General features: G+C 48.9%; 18 protein-coding genes. 15 read left to right on the forward strand and 3 right to left on the reverse strand.

The window, feature by feature from the left end:
- Nucleotides 1-106 precede the first annotated feature (106 nt).
- The 13 genes from AC6RNO_RS19000 to AC6RNO_RS19060 all read left to right on the forward strand — a co-directional run bounded on the left by AC6RNO_RS19000 (nucleotide 107) and on the right by AC6RNO_RS19060 (nucleotide 12,270).
- Nucleotides 107-1,042, forward strand: a complete 936-nt coding sequence (locus AC6RNO_RS19000) for an ABC transporter permease subunit (RefSeq protein WP_497106404.1) — start codon at nucleotides 107-109, stop codon at nucleotides 1,040-1,042.
- Nucleotides 1,043-1,106: 64 nt separating this feature from the next.
- Nucleotides 1,107-1,367 carry a hypothetical protein gene (locus tag AC6RNO_RS19005; RefSeq protein ID WP_497106371.1) on the forward strand — a complete coding sequence of 87 codons (261 nt, stop codon included), beginning with the start codon at nucleotides 1,107-1,109 and terminating at the stop codon, nucleotides 1,365-1,367.
- An 81-nt stretch (nucleotides 1,368-1,448) separates the two neighbouring features.
- Nucleotides 1,449-3,113: an extracellular solute-binding protein gene (locus tag AC6RNO_RS19010; RefSeq protein ID WP_497106372.1), complete on the forward strand. Its 1,665-nt coding sequence runs from the start codon at nucleotides 1,449-1,451 to the stop codon at nucleotides 3,111-3,113.
- 1,210 nt (nucleotides 3,114-4,323) lie between these two features.
- Nucleotides 4,324-4,755: a GNAT family N-acetyltransferase gene (locus AC6RNO_RS19015; RefSeq protein ID WP_474685338.1), complete on the forward strand. Its 432-nt coding sequence runs from the start codon at nucleotides 4,324-4,326 to the stop codon at nucleotides 4,753-4,755.
- 138 nt (nucleotides 4,756-4,893) lie between these two features.
- Nucleotides 4,894-5,445 carry a DUF402 domain-containing protein gene (locus AC6RNO_RS19020; RefSeq protein WP_488436830.1) on the forward strand — a complete coding sequence of 184 codons (552 nt, stop codon included), beginning with the start codon at nucleotides 4,894-4,896 and terminating at the stop codon, nucleotides 5,443-5,445.
- 1 nt (nucleotide 5,446) lies between these two features.
- A complete protein-coding gene (gene lepB / locus AC6RNO_RS19025; protein ID WP_474685336.1) occupies nucleotides 5,447-6,049 on the forward strand; it encodes a signal peptidase I in 603 nt (200 codons plus the stop codon).
- A gap of 30 nt (nucleotides 6,050-6,079) precedes the next feature.
- Nucleotides 6,080-7,261 carry a tRNA epoxyqueuosine(34) reductase QueG gene (gene queG / locus AC6RNO_RS19030; protein ID WP_497106373.1) on the forward strand — a complete coding sequence of 394 codons (1,182 nt, stop codon included), beginning with the start codon at nucleotides 6,080-6,082 and terminating at the stop codon, nucleotides 7,259-7,261.
- A 299-nt stretch (nucleotides 7,262-7,560) separates the two neighbouring features.
- Nucleotides 7,561-8,082 (forward strand): methylated-DNA--[protein]-cysteine S-methyltransferase, encoded by a 522-nt coding sequence (locus AC6RNO_RS19035; protein WP_497106374.1) that lies wholly within the window; start codon nucleotides 7,561-7,563, stop codon nucleotides 8,080-8,082.
- Nucleotides 8,083-8,120: 38 nt separating this feature from the next.
- Nucleotides 8,121-9,155, forward strand: a complete 1,035-nt coding sequence (locus AC6RNO_RS19040) for an HD domain-containing phosphohydrolase (RefSeq protein WP_497106375.1) — start codon at nucleotides 8,121-8,123, stop codon at nucleotides 9,153-9,155.
- Between the two features lie 91 nt (nucleotides 9,156-9,246).
- Nucleotides 9,247-9,456, forward strand: a complete 210-nt coding sequence (locus tag AC6RNO_RS19045; RefSeq protein ID WP_474685332.1) for a YneF family protein — start codon at nucleotides 9,247-9,249, stop codon at nucleotides 9,454-9,456.
- A gap of 118 nt (nucleotides 9,457-9,574) precedes the next feature.
- A complete protein-coding gene (locus AC6RNO_RS19050) occupies nucleotides 9,575-10,153 on the forward strand; it encodes a TetR family transcriptional regulator C-terminal domain-containing protein (protein WP_497106376.1) in 579 nt (192 codons plus the stop codon).
- A 21-nt stretch (nucleotides 10,154-10,174) separates the two neighbouring features.
- On the forward strand, nucleotides 10,175-10,762 hold the full coding sequence (gene folE / locus AC6RNO_RS19055) for a GTP cyclohydrolase I FolE (protein WP_474685330.1): 588 nt from the start codon (nucleotides 10,175-10,177) through the stop codon (nucleotides 10,760-10,762).
- Between the two features lie 191 nt (nucleotides 10,763-10,953).
- Nucleotides 10,954-12,270 carry a dGTP triphosphohydrolase gene (locus AC6RNO_RS19060; RefSeq protein ID WP_497106405.1) on the forward strand — a complete coding sequence of 439 codons (1,317 nt, stop codon included), beginning with the start codon at nucleotides 10,954-10,956 and terminating at the stop codon, nucleotides 12,268-12,270.
- Between the two features lie 844 nt (nucleotides 12,271-13,114).
- On the opposite strand, the gene AC6RNO_RS19065 is transcribed toward AC6RNO_RS19060, so the two are convergent.
- The 3 genes from AC6RNO_RS19065 to AC6RNO_RS19075 form a co-directional block, all read right to left on the reverse strand.
- A complete protein-coding gene (locus tag AC6RNO_RS19065) occupies nucleotides 13,115-13,738 on the reverse strand; it encodes a phospholipase A2 family protein (RefSeq protein ID WP_497106377.1) in 624 nt (207 codons plus the stop codon).
- Between the two features lie 294 nt (nucleotides 13,739-14,032).
- Entirely contained in the window at nucleotides 14,033-14,407 is a 375-nt protein-coding gene (locus AC6RNO_RS19070; protein WP_497106378.1) for a hypothetical protein, read from the reverse strand.
- A gap of 127 nt (nucleotides 14,408-14,534) precedes the next feature.
- Nucleotides 14,535-14,693, reverse strand: coding sequence for a Spo0E family sporulation regulatory protein-aspartic acid phosphatase (locus AC6RNO_RS19075; RefSeq protein ID WP_497106379.1), 159 nt, complete (start codon nucleotides 14,691-14,693; stop codon nucleotides 14,535-14,537).
- A gap of 537 nt (nucleotides 14,694-15,230) precedes the next feature.
- Between AC6RNO_RS19075 and AC6RNO_RS19080 the strand changes: the two genes are divergently transcribed.
- Together AC6RNO_RS19080 and AC6RNO_RS19085 are read left to right on the forward strand one after the other, a co-directional pair.
- A complete protein-coding gene (locus AC6RNO_RS19080) occupies nucleotides 15,231-17,003 on the forward strand; it encodes a GHKL domain-containing protein (RefSeq protein ID WP_497106380.1) in 1,773 nt (590 codons plus the stop codon).
- Nucleotides 17,000-17,764 carry a response regulator gene (locus tag AC6RNO_RS19085; protein WP_497106381.1) on the forward strand — a complete coding sequence of 255 codons (765 nt, stop codon included), beginning with the start codon at nucleotides 17,000-17,002 and terminating at the stop codon, nucleotides 17,762-17,764. The genes AC6RNO_RS19080 and AC6RNO_RS19085 overlap by 4 nt, the downstream gene beginning before the upstream one ends.
- Nucleotides 17,765-18,058: the final 294 nt, after the last annotated feature.

Genomic DNA, 18,058 nt, shown 5'->3' on the forward strand with positions numbered 1-18,058 from the left:
GGGGCTCCGTCCGGCGTGCCGGCCGTGTGTGTCGACATGCCGGACGGCGCGATCCGGAACCGTCTGTCCGGTTCAGAAAAGGAGTGAGCTTGCCGTGAACAGCGCTATGAAGAAAAGTTCGGCTCCGGCTGCCGGGCGGGGAATGCGGCGGAAAAGGAAACTGAGGCAAAACATCCCCTTGTACACGATGCTCCTTCCCGTGTTCGCCTTTTACATCATTTTCAAATACGTCCCGATGGGCGGGTTATTGATAGCCTTCAAAAACTACAACTTCGCAGACGGCATTTTGCATAGTCCGTGGGCAGGCTTCAAGCATTTCCAACTGCTGTTTTCTTCGGCGGGCACGGTGCGAATTTTGTGGAACACGTTCTGGCTCAGCTTTCTCGGCATCGTGTTCGGCTTTCCGATTCCGATCCTGTTGGCCGTCATGCTGAATGAAGTGCGGACCCGGTGGCTGAAAAGCTGGGTACAGACGATCGTCTATTTGCCCCATTTCTTTTCATGGGTCATCGTGGCCGGTATTGTGCTGACGCTGTTTGCCGCCGACTACGGCTCCGTGAATAAGGCGCTGAAGCTGCTGGCGATCGAGCCGAAAACGTTTTTGTACGATTCTGCGTCATGGATCGCCATTTTTCTCGGATCGGGGATATGGAAAGAAATGGGCTTCAGCGCAATCGTTTATTTGGCCGCGCTCACGGCCATCGATCCTTCCCTGTACGAATCGGCGTGCATGGACGGCGCCTCCAAATGGCGGCAAATCTGGCACGTCACGCTGCCGGGAATCCGCAGTACCATCGTGCTGCTGCTTATTCTGGCCGTCGGCCGGGTCATGGAGGTCGGCTTCGATCAAGTGTACAACCTGCAAAATCCGGCCGTTGCCGACGTGTCCGAAGTAATCAGCACCTATATGTACAAAATGGGGCTCCAGCAAGCGCAGTTCAGTCTGTCCGCAGCGATGGGCTTGTTCGAATCGGCCGTCAGCTTCGGCCTCGTGCTGCTGGCTAACGGGATCGCCCGCAAGTTTGACCAGGCTTTATTTTGACGAGGAGGGGAAGCGTGAACGTGAAGCCGACTAGAGGAGAACGAAGTTTAGCGCCGTCAACGGCGTGCTGCTGATCGTGCTCGGTTTAACCTGTCTGCTCCCGTTCGTACATACGGTTGCGGTGTCTTTCAGCGACAGGGCCGCCGTCGAAGCGGGGCACGTTTCGTTGTGGCCGGTAGGCTTCCGGACGACGGCTTATGAATTTTTTTTCATCGCAACGCCCGCTTTGAAAGCCTTGAAAAACAGCGCGCTGATTACGTGCGGAGGCGTCCTGTTCAGCATGCTCGCAACGATTCTTGCGGCCTATCCGCTCTCGCGGTCTTAGCTGGGTTCCGTAAAAGGGTAACGACGACCGATCGAGATGCCGGGCATCTCCTAATCCACCAAAAAAGGACGGGATTTTGGAATGAGACAACGGATGAAGCAGGCAAGTTTTGCCATCGCTGCGGCTGCGGCTGTCGGGGCGCTGCTCGCGGGCTGCTCGGGCGGCATGGCGGACAGCGGCAAGCCGGATACCGCCCAGACGCCCGCCAAGCGCGGAGATATTACCGTATCGATGTACGACCGCGGAGCGGTTCCTGCTTCCGAAGGCTCATACGAGGAGAACCGCTGGACCGCGTGGATCAATCGGAACGGTCCCGTCAACGTCAAGTTCGTGCCTATTCTGCGCAGCGAATCGACGAAAAAATTGAACGTGCTGTTCGCTTCCGGCTCGGCCCCCGATGTCGTCAACGAATACAATACGCTGCTCCGCAACGGCATTTATGAGCAGAAGCAGCTGCTGCCTCTGGACGATCTTTTACAATTTATGCCGACCTACGAAAAGCTGCTCGCGCAGTACCCGCAGCTGCGGAAAGCGGGCACGAAGCCGGACGGCAAGCTGTATGAAATCGGCAAGCTGAAAGAAGCGGTGCCGCTGCATGCGATGTTCATCCGCACCGACTGGCTGAAAAAGCTGAACCTGCAAGCCCCGGCGACGACCGAGGAGCTTTTGCAGGTTGCAAAGGCGTTCACCGAGCGGGACCCTGACGGCAACGGCAAAAAGGATACGTACGGCATGAACATCAGCACGTATTCGGAGACGGCCGTGAACGAAATGTTCGGCGGCTCGATGTCCAAAAGCATGCTTTCCTGGGGCGTCAAAGACGGCAAAGCGGCGATGCTGTGGGACAACGACCTTGCTGCGCTGGCCTTCAAAAAGCAGCTTTACGACGGCGGCATCGTCGATAAGGATTACATCAACGACAAAGACGGGATGAAAGCGAAGCAGGATTTCCTTAACGGCAAAATCGGCATCTATGTGAATTCCAGCGTAAGCTGGTTCGAATTTACGACGGCGGATCTCGCGACGCTGAAGAAAAATGTGCCGGGCGCCGAGATCGCTCCGCTTGCTTTTCCGAAATCGCCGTTCGGCCTGTTCACGGGCGCCATCGACAATCCGGTGCAAATGAGCACCGTGATCAACGCGAAGGCGAAGGACCCGGAGGCGGCGGCCCGTTATATCGAGTTCATGATGCAGCCCGAGGCGGCCGGCAAAATCATCTACGGTGACGAAGGCGTCCACTGGAAAAAAGGCGCAAACGGCTGTCCGCAAATTATCAATCCGACAAAATCGAAAAATGAGGTCAACTATGCGGGGGACTACGAAATGTTCCTGACCCGCGCGGCCGACAAATGCAGTTACGTCGTCAACCAGTTCAATCCGGACGTTCCCGAGCAAAAGGCCGGCCTGGAGATGTACAAAGAAGCGCAAAAAACGTACCTGGACCCGAGCCGCCAATATCCGGGCATTACGATCGGCGAACATATGCCTTCTTTCCCGGGCGATCTGAACGTCATTCACACGAGCGTGCTGAAGGAAATTACCGACATTTATGTCAAAGCGATCATCAGCGGCAGCAAATACAGCCCCGAGCAAGCGATCAAGGATGCGCAGGCGGCATGGGACAAAGCCGGCGGCAAGAAGCTGGAGGAGTACATGGACGATTGGTACCGGCAAAATAAAGACAAGGCGTTTCTCGCCAAAGATGTCTGGGACATCGTGAAGGAGCAAAAAGAACAAATGAAATAATCCGGTGCGAGGGGGATTCGAGAGTGATTCGAGGGAGAATTCGACATTGAAGCATGAATAACTTGCATGCCAGAGGCGGGCTTATCGACCTGGCAACGGGGAGAAAGCCTGTACTTTCTTTCCGGGTTGTCGAAAAAACACGCAACACCAAAAGGCGCCCATCTGCTTGGCAACGCGGGGATAGTGAGGATAGCGAAGATAGCGGGATAGCGTGGGAAAACGGGGAGAACGGGGGAAACCTGCAAACGTGGGGGGGCCTGCAAAATGAAGGGGATCTGCGAAATGCGGAGAAAACCTGCAAAAACCCCCATGATGCCGAGGACGTCACCCCACAGAATGAAAATAATACAGGTCTACTGAGTCTATTTTCGTAAAAAGTGCAGTTTTTTCCTGGCTGATACGACGAAAACGAAACATTCTTGCATCAGGCTGCCCAAAAACCTCTCCGCATCAGAGGAGATAACCGCAATCTGCCTGACTGCAGGAAGAAAACCTGCAAAAATACATGAATTTGCGTCCTTGATCGCTGTCCACGAACAATTCCTGCAAAAGTGCAGGCTTTTCAGCGGGGACACGGGCTCAGGGTCACTTTCAGCGAAAATTCCTGTACAATTGCAGGCTTTTTGCCAAAACGAGCCGCTTTGACGGAAAAAACCTGCACTTTCGCAGGTTTTGCCGGGCGCAGGGTGTAGGTTTGTCTGTTATACGACCCCAGTAGCGAGTCGGGACTTTTTCAGCATTCCAACTTTCGCAGGTTTTGGCGAGTGTCGGGAGTCTGTCCGATGGAGTTACTTTTGTGCATACCGGGTGAATCATGACTGCAAATATTGCCGCTCACGCTGCATAATGACTGTCATTTTGCTTATATATACCTTCTACGTGGTTCATCGGACAGACTCCTAGGTACTGGTTTGTCTATAATCGGTCCTGCGGCGGTAACGGTGCCCCTGATCTGCGGTATTCGCAGCTGAAATTTGCGCTGGATTTCCGGCAGGACTATTCTCATTTTTGGGCGATAGCAGTAAAAAAGTCCTGCAATTTCCTTGAAAGCGCTTAAAATAAAGCGATTTCAGCAAAAAAGCACAAAAAACTTTAAGTTTTTGTGAGTTTTTTCACCGTTTCAGCAGGATTTCGCATTTTTTTGTCGTATTATTGACGTTACCAAAAAAATTTTCGGTACAAAAAAATTTTGGAATTGGGAGAGAACCGTATGCACGTTCGTTCATTTCAGCTTGCAGATTCTTCATCGGTCACTGAACTCTTGGAAGATGTTTTGTCGGAAATCTGTTACGAGGAAACGATGGAAGCATTTGCACGCCAGCTATCTTGGGATACTGAACTTGTCTTGATCGCTGAAGAGGAAGGGCAGATTTTAGGCGTAATTATCGGCACCATTGATAACAACAACGGCTACTACTATAGAATCGCGGTTGCTAGTGAATATCAACGTAAAGGCATCGGCAAAGCTTTGATCGAAGCGATGAAGCAGCGGTTCCTCCAACGGAAAGTTAATAAAATTATGGTAACTGTCGATGCGCACAATGAAATGGTGCTGCCTGTGTACGAATCGGCGGGCTACAGCACGTCGGATTTTTCCCGGGCGGTTCATCGCCTGAGCATTTTGAAGAAGGTCAGTTGTTGACCGTAGTGCAGAAATATACAGATCAATAAGTTCGAACTTTGGAGCATATCTTGTCCGCCGTTGCAATTGGGGGTAAGATATGCTTTTCTATATAATATCGGAATCATTTTGGCTGGATGAGCAGAGGGGCATTGTGACATGGAATTTACGCCATATGTAATTAAAAGCTTCAAACACGATGGGCACCTTCACCGAATGTGGCTCACGAATTGGCTCGTGCCTGATGGCGTGCTCCACCCGGATCATCGCAAGGAGGCCATGATGGTTTTTATCAACAGCCAGACCAAGATTCAAGAGGCGGACGGTAAGGAATGGGTCAGCCGGGTTCCGGGGGTATCTTTTTTTATCCCGAAGCGGTGGTTCAATGTCGTGGCGCTGCTTGAAGACAGCGGTATCCGATATTATTGCAATATTGCATCTCCTCCTTACGTGTCGGGGAATATTATAACTTATATCGATTACGATCTGGATGTCATCCGCATGCCGGGGGGAGCGGTTCATGTCGTGGATCAGGAAGAATACGAGCTTCACAAAACGAATTACCATTACTCCCCGTTGGTTCAGGAGAAGGTACAGGCCGGGCTTGCCTCATTATTGGAAATAGCCCGCGGCGGGAAGCCGCCTTTTCAGGACGACGTAGTCATGCGCTATTTTGAAACTTGGGAAAAGCGGAAGAACGGAGGGGCGTAGTTTGAGTTTCTTTCTGCAAAGAAATGAAAGGAACAAGATCGTATCCGGCACGGCTGGGCAAACGGAAAGCAAAAGCTTGAGCCACGAGCTGTGGGATTGGACCAAATCGATGCTCGTCGCGCTGCTTGTCGTTATTTTGGTTCACAAGTTCGGGTTTAATCTTTCGACGGTCAAAGGAAGCTCTATGGAGCCGACGCTGCAGGAGGGGGAATGGCTTTTTGTAAATAAGGCGATTGCTTATATCCGGGCGCCTCATCGGGGCGAGATCGTCATTTTGCACGAGCCCGGAGCAGGTCATGGGCAGCAAAAGCATCCGCTGCTTGTGAAAAGAGTCGTCGCCGTGGCCGGGGACCGAATTGAAGGCCGAGATGGTTATTTGTATGTTAATGGCGGCATGGTTGCGGAGCCGTATACCGATACGATGCTGGATGACGGCGATTTTGGCCTCACGGAGGTGCCGGAAGGTAGCGTGTTCGTCATGGGCGACAACCGCCACAGGCAGGCCAGCTCGGACAGCCGCAGATTCGGCACGGTCCCGGTCAGCCTGATCGAAGGGCGCGCGGAATGGGTGCTGTGGCCTTTTGACGAAATGTCCGGACTGTAGGGGAGCTTGCGTCAGCGGGAGGTGAGCAGGATGAGCGTTTCCATACATGCGGGCACACGGGAGGATTGGCTTAGGCTAAAACAGGAGATCGTCGCGGCGGGGCCGTCGCTGGGCATTGATAAAATCGGTTTCACGACCGCGGCGCCGTTCGACGAGTTGAAAGAAATTTTGCTCCGGCACAGGGAGCAGGGGTTTGAGTCCGGTTTCGAGGAGCCGGATATCGAGAAGCGGGTGCGGCCCGAGCTGAGTCTGGAGGAGCCGCAGTCGATGATCTCGATTGCAATGGCTTACCCGTCCAAGCTGCCCGATCCTCCGCGTTCGGAGCCCGGCGCTTACCGGGGAATCATCTCGCGCTCCTCATGGGGCGTCGACTATCATCATGTGCTGCGCGACCGTCTTGGGAAGCTTGAGGCGTTCATCGCCGAGCGTGTCGACGAGGCCAGAATGCAAAGCATGGTCGATACGGGGGCTCTGTCCGACAGGGCTGTCGCCGAGCGGGCGGGCATAGGCTGGAGCGGCAAAAACTGCGCCGTCATTACTCCCGAATGGGGATCGTGGGTATATTTGGGGGAAATGATCACCAATATCCCTTTTCCGCCGGATACGTCTATCATGGACCAATGCGGAGACTGCACGATCTGCATCGACGCTTGTCCGACCGGTGCGCTGGTCGGGCCGGGGCAGCTGAATTCCAGCCGCTGCATTTCGTTCGTCACGCAGACCAAAGGGTACGTGGAGGACGAATTCAAGCTGAAAATCGGCAACCGCTTGTACGGCTGCGATACGTGCCAGGTCGTGTGCCCGAAAAACAAGGGCAAGAACTGGATGCACCAGCCCGAGCTGCAGCCCGATCCGGAAAAGGTCAAGCCGCTGCTTATTCCTCTATTGACGATGGGCAATAAGGAGTTCAAAGAAAAGTACGGGCAGAGCGCCTCGTCCTGGCGGGGGAAAAAGCCGATCCAGCGCAATGCGATTATCGCGCTCGGCAATTTTAAGGACAAGACGGCGGTGCCGGTTTTGTCCGAGCTGCTGCGCGCCGATCCGCGCCCGGAGATTCGCGCGACCGCCGCATGGGCGCTTGGGCGGATCGGCGGGGAAGAAGCGGGCGCCGCGCTCGGCCGGGCGCTGGACGAAGAGCGGGAGCCCGCGGTCATCCGCGAGCTCGAAAAAGCGCAGGCCGCGCCGGCGCGGCCCGGCGGCAGCGGGCCGTGACGCCCGGCTCGGCCATGCCACGGCCAGGCCGTAGGCCGTGCCCGCCGCGGTCCAGCCGGTCCGCGTCGCCGGGCTCGCGTCCGCCGCGGCCACGCCTATCGGGCTTGCGGCCACCGCGGCCCGCACATCGACAAAACAAGCCTCGGCGATCCCTGGCTTGTTTTTATTTTCCGCCCCGGGGGCTTGGTAAGAGCCAATGCTACAATATGTCACTGCACGTTCTCGCGATTTCGGATATGATAGGCTTAGAGAATTAAAGCAGCAAGACAGATGGATATACATGGGAAGGAGACAGCTTCATGCAAACGGCAGCCGTTTTGACGTACTTTGAAATAACGGCCCCAATCGGGCCTTTGGTGCTTGTTTCCGGCGAGCAGGGGCTGTGTTTGATCGAATTCGGCACGTTCGGAGACAACCGGATGAGGATCATGGATTGGGCGAACCGCTGGTTCGGCTCCTTTGAGCTGGTTGAGGATGAAGAGGCTTTGAAGCCGGTGTCGGAGCAGCTTGAAGAGTATTTTCGCAAAGAACGGACGTCGTTCGATTACAAGCTGGATCTGCGCGGGACAGAGTTTCAAAAACGGGTGTGGAACGCACTGCTCGCCGTCTCGTACGGCCGGACAGCTTCCTATAAAGATATAGCCGAAGCGATCGGCTCTCCCAAAGCGGTCAGAGCGGTGGGCGGAGCCAACAACCGCAATCCGGTGCCTGTCATCGTTCCCTGCCACCGCATTATCGGGGCGGACGGCCAGCTTGTCGGATACGGCGGAGGGCTGGATATCAAAGTAAGCCTGCTCGAACTGGAAGGGATTCGGAAGTAGCGACTGAACCACAATACGACTATCATGGAGTGAACGATATGAAGTACGTGCAATTGGATTCCGTAGAGCCAGGGCAATATTTGGGACGGACGATTTTTTCCAGCAACGGGGCTATTCTGCTTTCGGAAGGCGTGCAGTTGACCGTATTCATGATCAATACGCTGAACCGGATCGGAGTTTCCATGATCTATATCAAAGATCCGCTGATGGAAGATGTGGAAATTCCCGAGATCATTTCGGATGAGACGAAGCGGGCCGTCATGAAACAGATGGGAGAGACGTTCAACGCCATTCGTTCGGGTAAAGAGTTCAGCACCCGTTCTATGAGCATCAGCATCGATACGCTGCTGGAAGAAGTGATGAAGAACAAGGATGTGCTCGTTCAGTTATCCGATATTCGCACCGAAGATAACACGATGTACGTACATGCGAGTAACGTCTGCATGATGTCCGTACTGATCGGCATCAACATGGGATTGAACGCGATGCAGCTGAAAGAGCTGGCGATCGGAGCGCTGCTGCACGATGTCGGAAAAATCGAGGCGATTTGCGACGACGATTCGGCAGATTTGAAAAAGCATCATACCTGGCGCGGCTTCGAGCTGCTCAAAAACAAGCGTGAGTTCAGCCTGCTGATTGCGCACGTCGCTTTCCAGCATCATGAAGATCTGCTCGGTACAGGTCTCCCGAGAGGGCTTGAAGCCGACCATATTCACCTGTATGCGAAAATTACCGCTGTGGCCAACATGTACGATAATTTGCTCTTCGATACGTTCACAGGGCGCAAAATGCAGCCTCACGAAGCATGCGAACATATGATGGCGCTTGCCGGAACGAAGCTGGACCGCGATGTGCTGATCCACTTTTTGAGGATCGTCTCCGTGTATCCGACCGGCACGTCGGTGCGGCTGTCTACGCGGGAATCCGGCGTTGTCGTCGGCCAGCACAGGGGCCTGCCGAGCCGCCCGGTTATCAGAATCATCAAGCAGGAAGCGGGCGAGAAAGAATTCGAGGTCAAGGAAATGGATCTGGCGAAGCATACCACCGTATTTATCGAGCAGGTGCTCTCGTAAAATCGCGCCGTCCATTTGTAAACGAATGAGCAGAAATGCTATGATGAGCAAATAAGGGAATCCTATTTTTGTACAAGCAGGGGGCACATGTATGTGGAATATCATCATCCCGATTCTGACGCTGATTGCCGGATTGGCAGGGGGCTTTTTCATCGGCGTGTTTTACTTGAGAAAGCAGATCGAATCGATGCAGAGCAATCCGGAAATGCTGCAAAAGATGGCCAAACAAATGGGCTACAACATGAATAAGCAGCAAATGACGAAAGTTCAGAACATGATGAAGAACCAAAAGTGGAAATAATCTCATGGAATGCCGGGAGGGCTTCCGATGACCGTATGAACGGATTTCAAGGCGGCCCTTCCGTTTGCCGTCCGGTGTGACTAGGACGTACCAGTACTATCAAAAGGTGGCATATTTCATGGCGAACAATAAAGACAGAATTTTGGAAGCGGCCATGGACCTGTTTCATGACAACGGTTTTCGGGCTACCGGTTTGGAAGAGATTCTGTCCAGCAGCGGGGTATGCAAGAGCAATTTTTATTACCATTTCAAAAGCAAGGAAGAGCTTGGCGTTAGAGTGATCGAGCGCAAGGTGCAGCACATGCGGGAATCGGTGATGGAGCCGAGCCTCGGCAACCCGGAGCTGTCGCCCAAGCAGCGCGTCATGGCGTTGTTCGAGCGGATGCTGGCCTTCTGTGAGGAGCATGAGTGCCGCAGAGGCTGCTTTTTCGGCAATTTGTCCCTGGAGTTGAGCGACCGCTCGGAAGAGCTGCGAAAACCGCTCAGCCGTTTTTTTAACGAGCTGGAAGAGATGGTGGAAGCATGCTTGCAGGAAAGCTGCCGGCGGGGAGAGCTGAAGCTGCAGGGCATGCAGCCGTCCGAGCTTGTGCTGCCGATCGTATCGCTGCTGCAGGGCGGACTGCTGCTGACCAAAGCGCATAAAGACGGCGCCGCGATGCGGGACAGCATCAAGCTGATTCAGGCTTTTATGAAGTAGAGAAAAAGGAGCGAACGAATCGTGGCATCCATCGAATACAGAAATACAAGAGTCGCCGAAAACCGCGAGCTCATCGAGCATCATGTCAGAGAAATTTTGCGCCTGATCGGCGAAGACGTCGACCGGGAGGGGCTGCTGGACACGCCGGCAAGGGTAACCCGCATGTATGAAGAAATATTCGCGGGCTACGACGCCAATCCAAGCGATGTGCTGGGCGTAACGTTTGACGAGCAGCACGAAGAGCTGGTGATCATCAAGGACATCATCTACTACAGCCAATGTGAGCACCATATGGCGCCGTTTTTCGGCAAGGTGCATGTCGGCTATTTGCCGAGCGGCAAAGTGGCGGGACTGAGCAAGTTCGCCCGTCTGGTCGATGTCGTCACCCGCAAGCTGCAGGTGCAGGAGCGGATTACTTCCGAAATCGCCGACATTTTGGACGATGTGCTGAAGCCCCACGGCGTTATGGTCGTCGTTGAAGGCGAGCATATGTGCATGTGCTCCAGAGGCGTGAAAAAATACGGCAGCCAGACCGTGACTTCCGCGGTGCGCGGTTCATTCCGCACGGATGCGACGCTGCGCTCCGAATTTCTCTCATTGTTGAAATAATCGGGCTCTCAGGGGGAGTGTATGCACGGGTGACAAAGGCCTTGTGCGGCATTCCCTTTTTTTGCTTTGGCAGGCGTGTATGACTTGTTGCACCGCAATTGAATATAGTATTCTGAATTACGAAACATATAGAAAGCTTTTGACAGCAATATATATATCAGCTGCATCGAAGATTTGGAGGAACGCTTATGATGAACCTTAGAAAGCTTCGGCCTGGAGAAGCGGCTTCCTCTAAAGTGAGCGAAGAACGGGACGAATTCGAACGGGATTACGCGCGGCTGATTCAATCGCCGGCTTTTCGCAGGCTGCAGGGGAAGTCGCAGGTGTTCGGCGCCGGTTCCGGCGACTATTACCGGACAAGGCTTACCCACTCGCTGGAAGTGGCGCAAATCGCCAGAGAAGTGGCGAAACGGCTGGAGCGGACGAATCCTTTTCTGAAACAGCAGGAGCATCCCGGATTAGTCATTGATCCGACCGTCGTGGAGTGCGCATCGCTTGCTCACGATTTCGGGCATCCGCCGTTCGGACATAAAGGGGAAGAAGTGCTGAATCATATTTTGCTCAGCGAACATGGGCTCAAGTATGAAGGCAACGCGCAAAATTTCCGCATTTTGATGTTTTTGGAAAAAAGAGCGGGCAGCGACAGCGGCCTCGATTTGACGTCAGCCGTCCTGCTCGGCATTAACAAATACCCTTTTTTGCTGGAAGAAGAAGGGCGGATCAAAGGCGTGTACGCGTCGGAATGGGAAGTCATTCGCGAGCTCAGGGAGCAGTGGCAGATGCCGGCAGGCTGCTCCACGCTGGAAGCCCAGCTCATGGATCTTTGCGATGACATCGCCTATTCCACGCACGACATCGAAGACGGCATCCGCGCCGGAAAAATTCAGATGAACGCGACCTTTTTCGAAGATCAGCGGCTGATCAAGCATCTGGTGCTGGAGATCGTCAGCGATCCCAACAGCAAGAAATTCGGCTGGGAACAGGTCGATATCGAGACCATGGTGCGCAAAGTGCTGTCCGATTACCTGGAGCAGTGGCAGCAAATTTTTATCGAGTGCCACCGCGAGGAGTCGAGAACCCGCAGAGAGATGAAGGCGCGCTGGGTGAGCAGCTTTGCGAACCGCCTGGACATTTTGGACGACCCCGATAAAGGTTGGAAAAAGGTGACGCTCGTCAAAGACGGAGCGGAAGATATGGATTTGCTCAGGACGATGGAAATTGTGAAAAAGCTCGCCTGGGTGACGCTGATCAAAGATTTCCGTGTCCAACGCCTGCAAAAGCGCAGCGAGATCATCGTGGAAAGCTTGTGGAACAGCTTCAAAGATCCGGAGAAAGGCCAATGGATCATTCCGCCGGATTGGATGGACAGCTACGAGCGGCACAAGGATCAATGGACATGGCCGCGTTTTATCGCGGATTATGTCTCAGGGATGACGGACGCCTACGCGGAAAAAGTGTACGCGGAGCTGTTCGCAAGCAAATCGGGCTCCATTTACGAGATGGACTAGAGTTTAAGGCTTTGTTCGCACAGGATGCGGACAGGGCCTTTTTGTTTTCGGCGAAGCCGCCGCCGGGGAAAACGAAGACAGCGCAGCCGTTCACGGACGGGTATGGGAGCGCGCAAACCTGCACATTCTGCAGGAATGAGTCGAACCGGGAGTATATTAGAGGAATATAGTAAATGGCCGCAATAGAGGGGGATATTCCCACAGCCTCTTTATTTTCTCGCCAATGTTCAATTCAACACCGCCTGTTCATTAATGCCATTTTGTTAATTCGAAATTATTACATTTGTTTCTATTTATCAACGTAATACCGTTAATATTAAGGAATTAATTTGATATAATTCAGCTAAGAAATTCAGTCATTCTAGGAAGGTTTTAAATAATTATGAATATTTCCACTAAAGATGGGTTGGAACGCCAAAAATCGATTTTTTCGATAAAGATGGGGGAACAAATGTGGAGAAAAACACAAGAATGATGATGATTTCCATAATCGCAAATTATTATCATCATAGCAAATAATGCTTTCTTTTATTATGATGTTTCAAAAAGCGCAATCCCCTACCGGCCTATGGGCTGGCGGGGATTGCTTCGATTTGATCAGAATAGTCAAAATAATGTTCCAAACCACACAATAACATATCCACCAAACCACATAATGAAAAAACTAAAGATTACAATCAGATTTCCGTATGCAAGTAATTTACTTTTGGCTTTTACTGCATAGATCAACCCAATAACGCCTAAAGGTATTGAATAAAGACACCAGATAGAGGGTAATTTTAAGATAATGTTGGGCACATAGCTTGCTAGACCCAAAATTATGCAGATGACCGATACAAGATGTTTATTCAATATGGCTATCACCTACTGGAGCAGAACATGAATTATTTTGATTTAATTCACCTAGGACTTCATCCGAAATAATTTTAAAAGGGTTACAAGGTGCCAGATTGAAATATGTCCCTATAGCATATGCTGCTAATTTTTCTTTTGTACCCATTCTGTACAAGTTGTCACCGATAGTTGTAATCAATTCTCTATCACAGCTACAAGCAAAATATCCTGTGCTGTCGTAGCATTTATCATGTACCATACAAGCGGTATCTAGTATATCAATTGGAGTCCCACTTCCATAGCCAGGCCCACACCAATTCCCATACACAGGAAAACTTATGCTTAATCCTTGCTGTGATGATCGCGACTTAAATTCTTTGTTAGCATCAATGTAAGTATTCAATATTCTGCCGATTTCAATCAAATCTGTAGAAGCACCGTCTTCTTTTGCTCTTTCAATATCAAAGTAAACCCCTTTGTTCTGAGACTTTACTACATATTTTTTAACTAATTTACTTACACCATCCAAATTGTTGCTATCAACGTCTGTAGTTGCGTATACAAGTCTATTAGGTAGAATCATGCTGAAAATAATTGCGAATACAGTAAAATACTTAATCACATTTTTAAACATCCCAAATAATCCCTCTAATAACATTTTTTGTTGCGCAACTACATTTAGTATAATGGAAAATAATGTGATAGTAAAGGGAGTTAATTTCATAATAAAATTTGCAGCAGCGTAGCAATAGCGAAACGTTGTGGATCGTTTTTTTTAAAAAAATTGCGCCCAAGCGGATATTTCTGTGGATAGCCGTAAAAAAGGGCAGACTTATCCTTAGTTTGGTACTAGTTTTACGGCCTTGTTCGCACAGGATGCGGACAGGGCCTTTTTGTTTTCGGCGAAGCCGCCGCCGGGGAATGCCTCTTAGATCTCCTTGTAATCCGAACCAACGATGTGAGAAGATAGTTTCTCCAGGTCAACTTTTTGCAAATATTGTGCTGAAAATGAACCGCTGAATCCTTCCAAGAATATTGAACAGTAGTCATGACCTTTTTGGAGAAAGGCATCTGATTTGCAAGTCCAGATTATCCCCATGTACTTCGGATTACTCGCTTCCATGCAAGTGTGCATAACTACATGATCGCCTTTCTTGAGACAGGATATTTCGCTGCTCCGGCGGTTCAGTATTTCCGCATCGGAAATGACACTTTCAACGGCGTATGATTCGCGCTGGTGTCCGGATTGCTCAAGCATCTTTGCTCCGCGACGAACTGTTTTGATTTCGCGTTTGCGGCTCATGATTGGGCCTCCTTCATCCACGCCTCTAATTTCCGTTCTCCTGTAATCGGTAAGAGGCGAGTCAAACTAGAAATGCTATATCCTGCAAGTAAATAATCGATTCTTCACCGTTACGCATTTTTATCTTTCATCGGGTTAATGATTCGATTTGCTTTTGTATTTTATTGAGCAGATCATCTAATTCCTGAGAAAGGGCTATAACTGCAGGATCAGAAAAGTTAAATGCTCTCAACGCTACTAATCGCTCAAGCTCTTCTCGCTTCAGCTCGATGCATGGATATTCCAATTTCTCCCCTCCAATTGCAATCATAAAAATTCAAACGACAATGAAAAGTATATTAGAGAAATATAGTAAATGGTTGCAATAGAGGGGGATATTTCCGTAGCCTCTTTATTTTCTCGCCAATGTTCAATTCAACACGCCTTTTCATTAATGACCTTTTGTTAATTCGAAATTATACCGTTAATATTAAGGAATTAATTTGATATAATTCAGCTAAGAAATTCAGTTAGTCTAGGCTACAGTCGATAGTATCGTTGGTTTAGGAATTACCTTGCGGGAATTCTTCAGTAGTCCAGAGTTTGATGATATTGAAGATGAAAAAGTACTAAATATAGTACGATTATAACTCTCTACAGTAGGTCAATAGTTACAGTTTTCCTATCTGGACAAAAATTAAGCCTATTTGGTAAATAATTCGTCGAAATATGATGAATTCATGCCGTCAATAGTCAGATTTATTAAAATTTTGATAAGTATTTCATTAGAATTATTGTTGCAACGCCAAAAATCGATTTTTTCGATAAAGATGGGGGAACAAATGTGGAGAAAAACACAAGAATGATGATGATTTCCATAATCGTAATTATTATCATCATAGCAAATAATGCTTTCTTTTATTATGTATTAAAGAATGCACTTGAAAAAAATAGTGAAAAAGAAGTCACAACTACCGCAAATCAAATACAAAGCAGTATCGAGCAGTCGCGACTCGGAGCAAAACAGTATGAAGACAAAATCGGCGAAGAGCTACGAACAGCTTCTATTGTTATCAAATACGCATTACCTCCTCACTTGAAGGATGTAAAAGAAGAGGACCTGCAGAAGCTAAAAACGGATCTCCATTTAGATGAAATCTCTTTGATGACGAAGACTCCGGACGACATTATTGTGTCGAAATCAACGGACACCAAAGAAATAGGGATGAGTACTAAGGGATGGGGAGAATGGTATATTGCTTTCAAGCAATTATTTGACGATAAAAATGTTTCGCTTAACTGGGGACAGAAACTCCCGAATTATTGGTCGGGTCCTTATGAAGTTGCAGCTTCTGATACCAAAACGATTTACAAATGGGGTTATTATTTCGATGGTACAACGGATTATATCATCGATCCCTATGTAGGGGATGCGGATTATAAGAATTATCTAAAGGGCACAGGTATGGATGCAATTATTCAGAATACTTTGAAGCAAGACCCTTCTCTACTAGAAATTACTGGGATTAATCCAGCTACTTTTGGAAAAGACCCCAAGACATACAAAATCCCAGCCGGCGATCTTACACCGCTCGTTTTTCGTCCCTATTTTTTCGGCTCTTATTACTTTGATAACATAACAAAAGATGCAAGCTACGTCCAAGAGACGCTAAAAACGAAAACGGCTAAATCTTATCGAGCATTTATTAATGGGAAGAACGTAACAAAGACCTTTATTCCGATACATACAACGATGCTGAATGATGTTAGGGGCACTAATGAAGATGCAATGCAAAAACAAGACACCTATGTTTTAGCCATCGTATCCGATTACGAATTTATTTTAAATAGTCTTAATCATCAATTTACAACTCTGATTTCGATTATTATCCTTGGTTCAATTCTTGCATTGGGTTTGTTACTCTTTTTAATTCGCTGGATCGGCAAATCCAAAGATAAAGCCGTCCAACAAACATCGAAAACCTATACCGAAGAAGTCAACCAAATGTTTTTAAATATTCGCGGCCAACGTCATGACTTTCTAAACCATGTGAGTGTCATTCATTCTCTTGTTGAAACTGGAAGGTTCGAAGAGTTGAAGAAATTTACAAACTCTTTTATAGGGGAGATTGACTTACTAAATGATGTCATCAGTATTGGACAGCCTGAGATCGCGGCAATTATCCAAGCTAAGATGGTTTCAGCAATGAATAGAAGAATTCAATTCATCCATGATTTTGAGAGTATCAACTACACTATTTCGGGATCAATGTCTGTAGATATTGTGAGGATTATTGGAAATTTGATTGACAATGCTTTTGATGAAGTTGAGAAGCTTGAAGGTGACAATCGCTGGATTGAATGTAAGTGTTTGGTTGAAGGGAAGAAATTTCATTTCGCTGTGACAAATCCCATCCAAAGAGAGATAGATCAGAATCAGCGAACCCAATTTTTCAAAGCCGGTTATAGTTCGAAAACTGAGGGGCATCAAGGATTAGGGCTAGCTATTATTCATAATCTAATCCAAAAGTATCGCGGCGATATTAAGGTTGATTCCGATATGAATATAATCAAATTCCACATTATTCTGCCTTTAAAGGAGGGGGTGGCTTTATGAATAGAGAACTCTCAGTCGTGATTGCAGAAGACCAGGTAATTGATCGAGAGAAGCTCGAAATATATGCAAAACGATTAGATCTTAAAGTATTGGGTTCTTCGGGTTCGGGAGATTGGTTTGTAGAAGATTGTCAAAAATATGATCCGGATCTCGTTTTTCTCGACATTGGATTATCTGATACTGATGGAATATCGGCATACAAAAGGATTTTAGATAAGGGAATAAATCCATATCTTATTATGGTTTCTGGTACCCAAGACTATAACTTGGTTCTCGCAGGACTTGAAATGAATTGTATTGACTTTGTGAGTAAACCTGTTACGTTTGAACGTCTTCAAATCGCTGTTGAAAAAGCTAAGTCTATCATTGAAAAAGACAATGCGTATACTAAAACGCCACCAGGAAGAATAATCCAGCTAAAAAGTAATTATAGGACTATATTCATCAATGAGAACAAGTTTATTTATGCCCAAAAAATGAAAGGTGTGCATAAGGTCAAGGTGTTTGTAGAAGATAAGGTAGGAGAAATTGAAACCTCTACCCCCTTAACCGATATACAAGCACAGTGTACAGAACATATATATGCAGCTAACCAATCAAGTTTAATTAATTTCAAATATATTAGTGCGGCTTTTCCTAGCTTCTCTGTTTTAGGTGCTTACAAAATAAAGATGAATTATAATGAAATTGAAATTGATTTGAGCAGAAGAAATCGAAAGGACTTTGAGGCGTGGTTCGCTAGGCTATCAAGGGATTATTAATTTAAATGTTTGCTAGCGCTAGCTAACTACTCTTAGGTGCGGTTGACGATTGCGCCACCGTAGAACCAAGGTTCGAAGCTTGCCAAGGTTGTTGCCCAGAGCCCAGTAGCCCAATCCGGATCCTCCCGTGACCGGCTCGACCGGCTTCCTGTAGTGGCTAGTGGCAAGCTGCGGACGGTTACTGAATCTCGCTCTGATTTGCAACTCACGTACCACGATTCGGCCTACGGCCAACTCTGAGCAAGTTGCTGCAGATCGCACTCCTTGTTTCTTTGAATGCGGACTGGTGTAACG

The organism is Paenibacillus sp. sgz302190, from assembly GCF_059820445.1.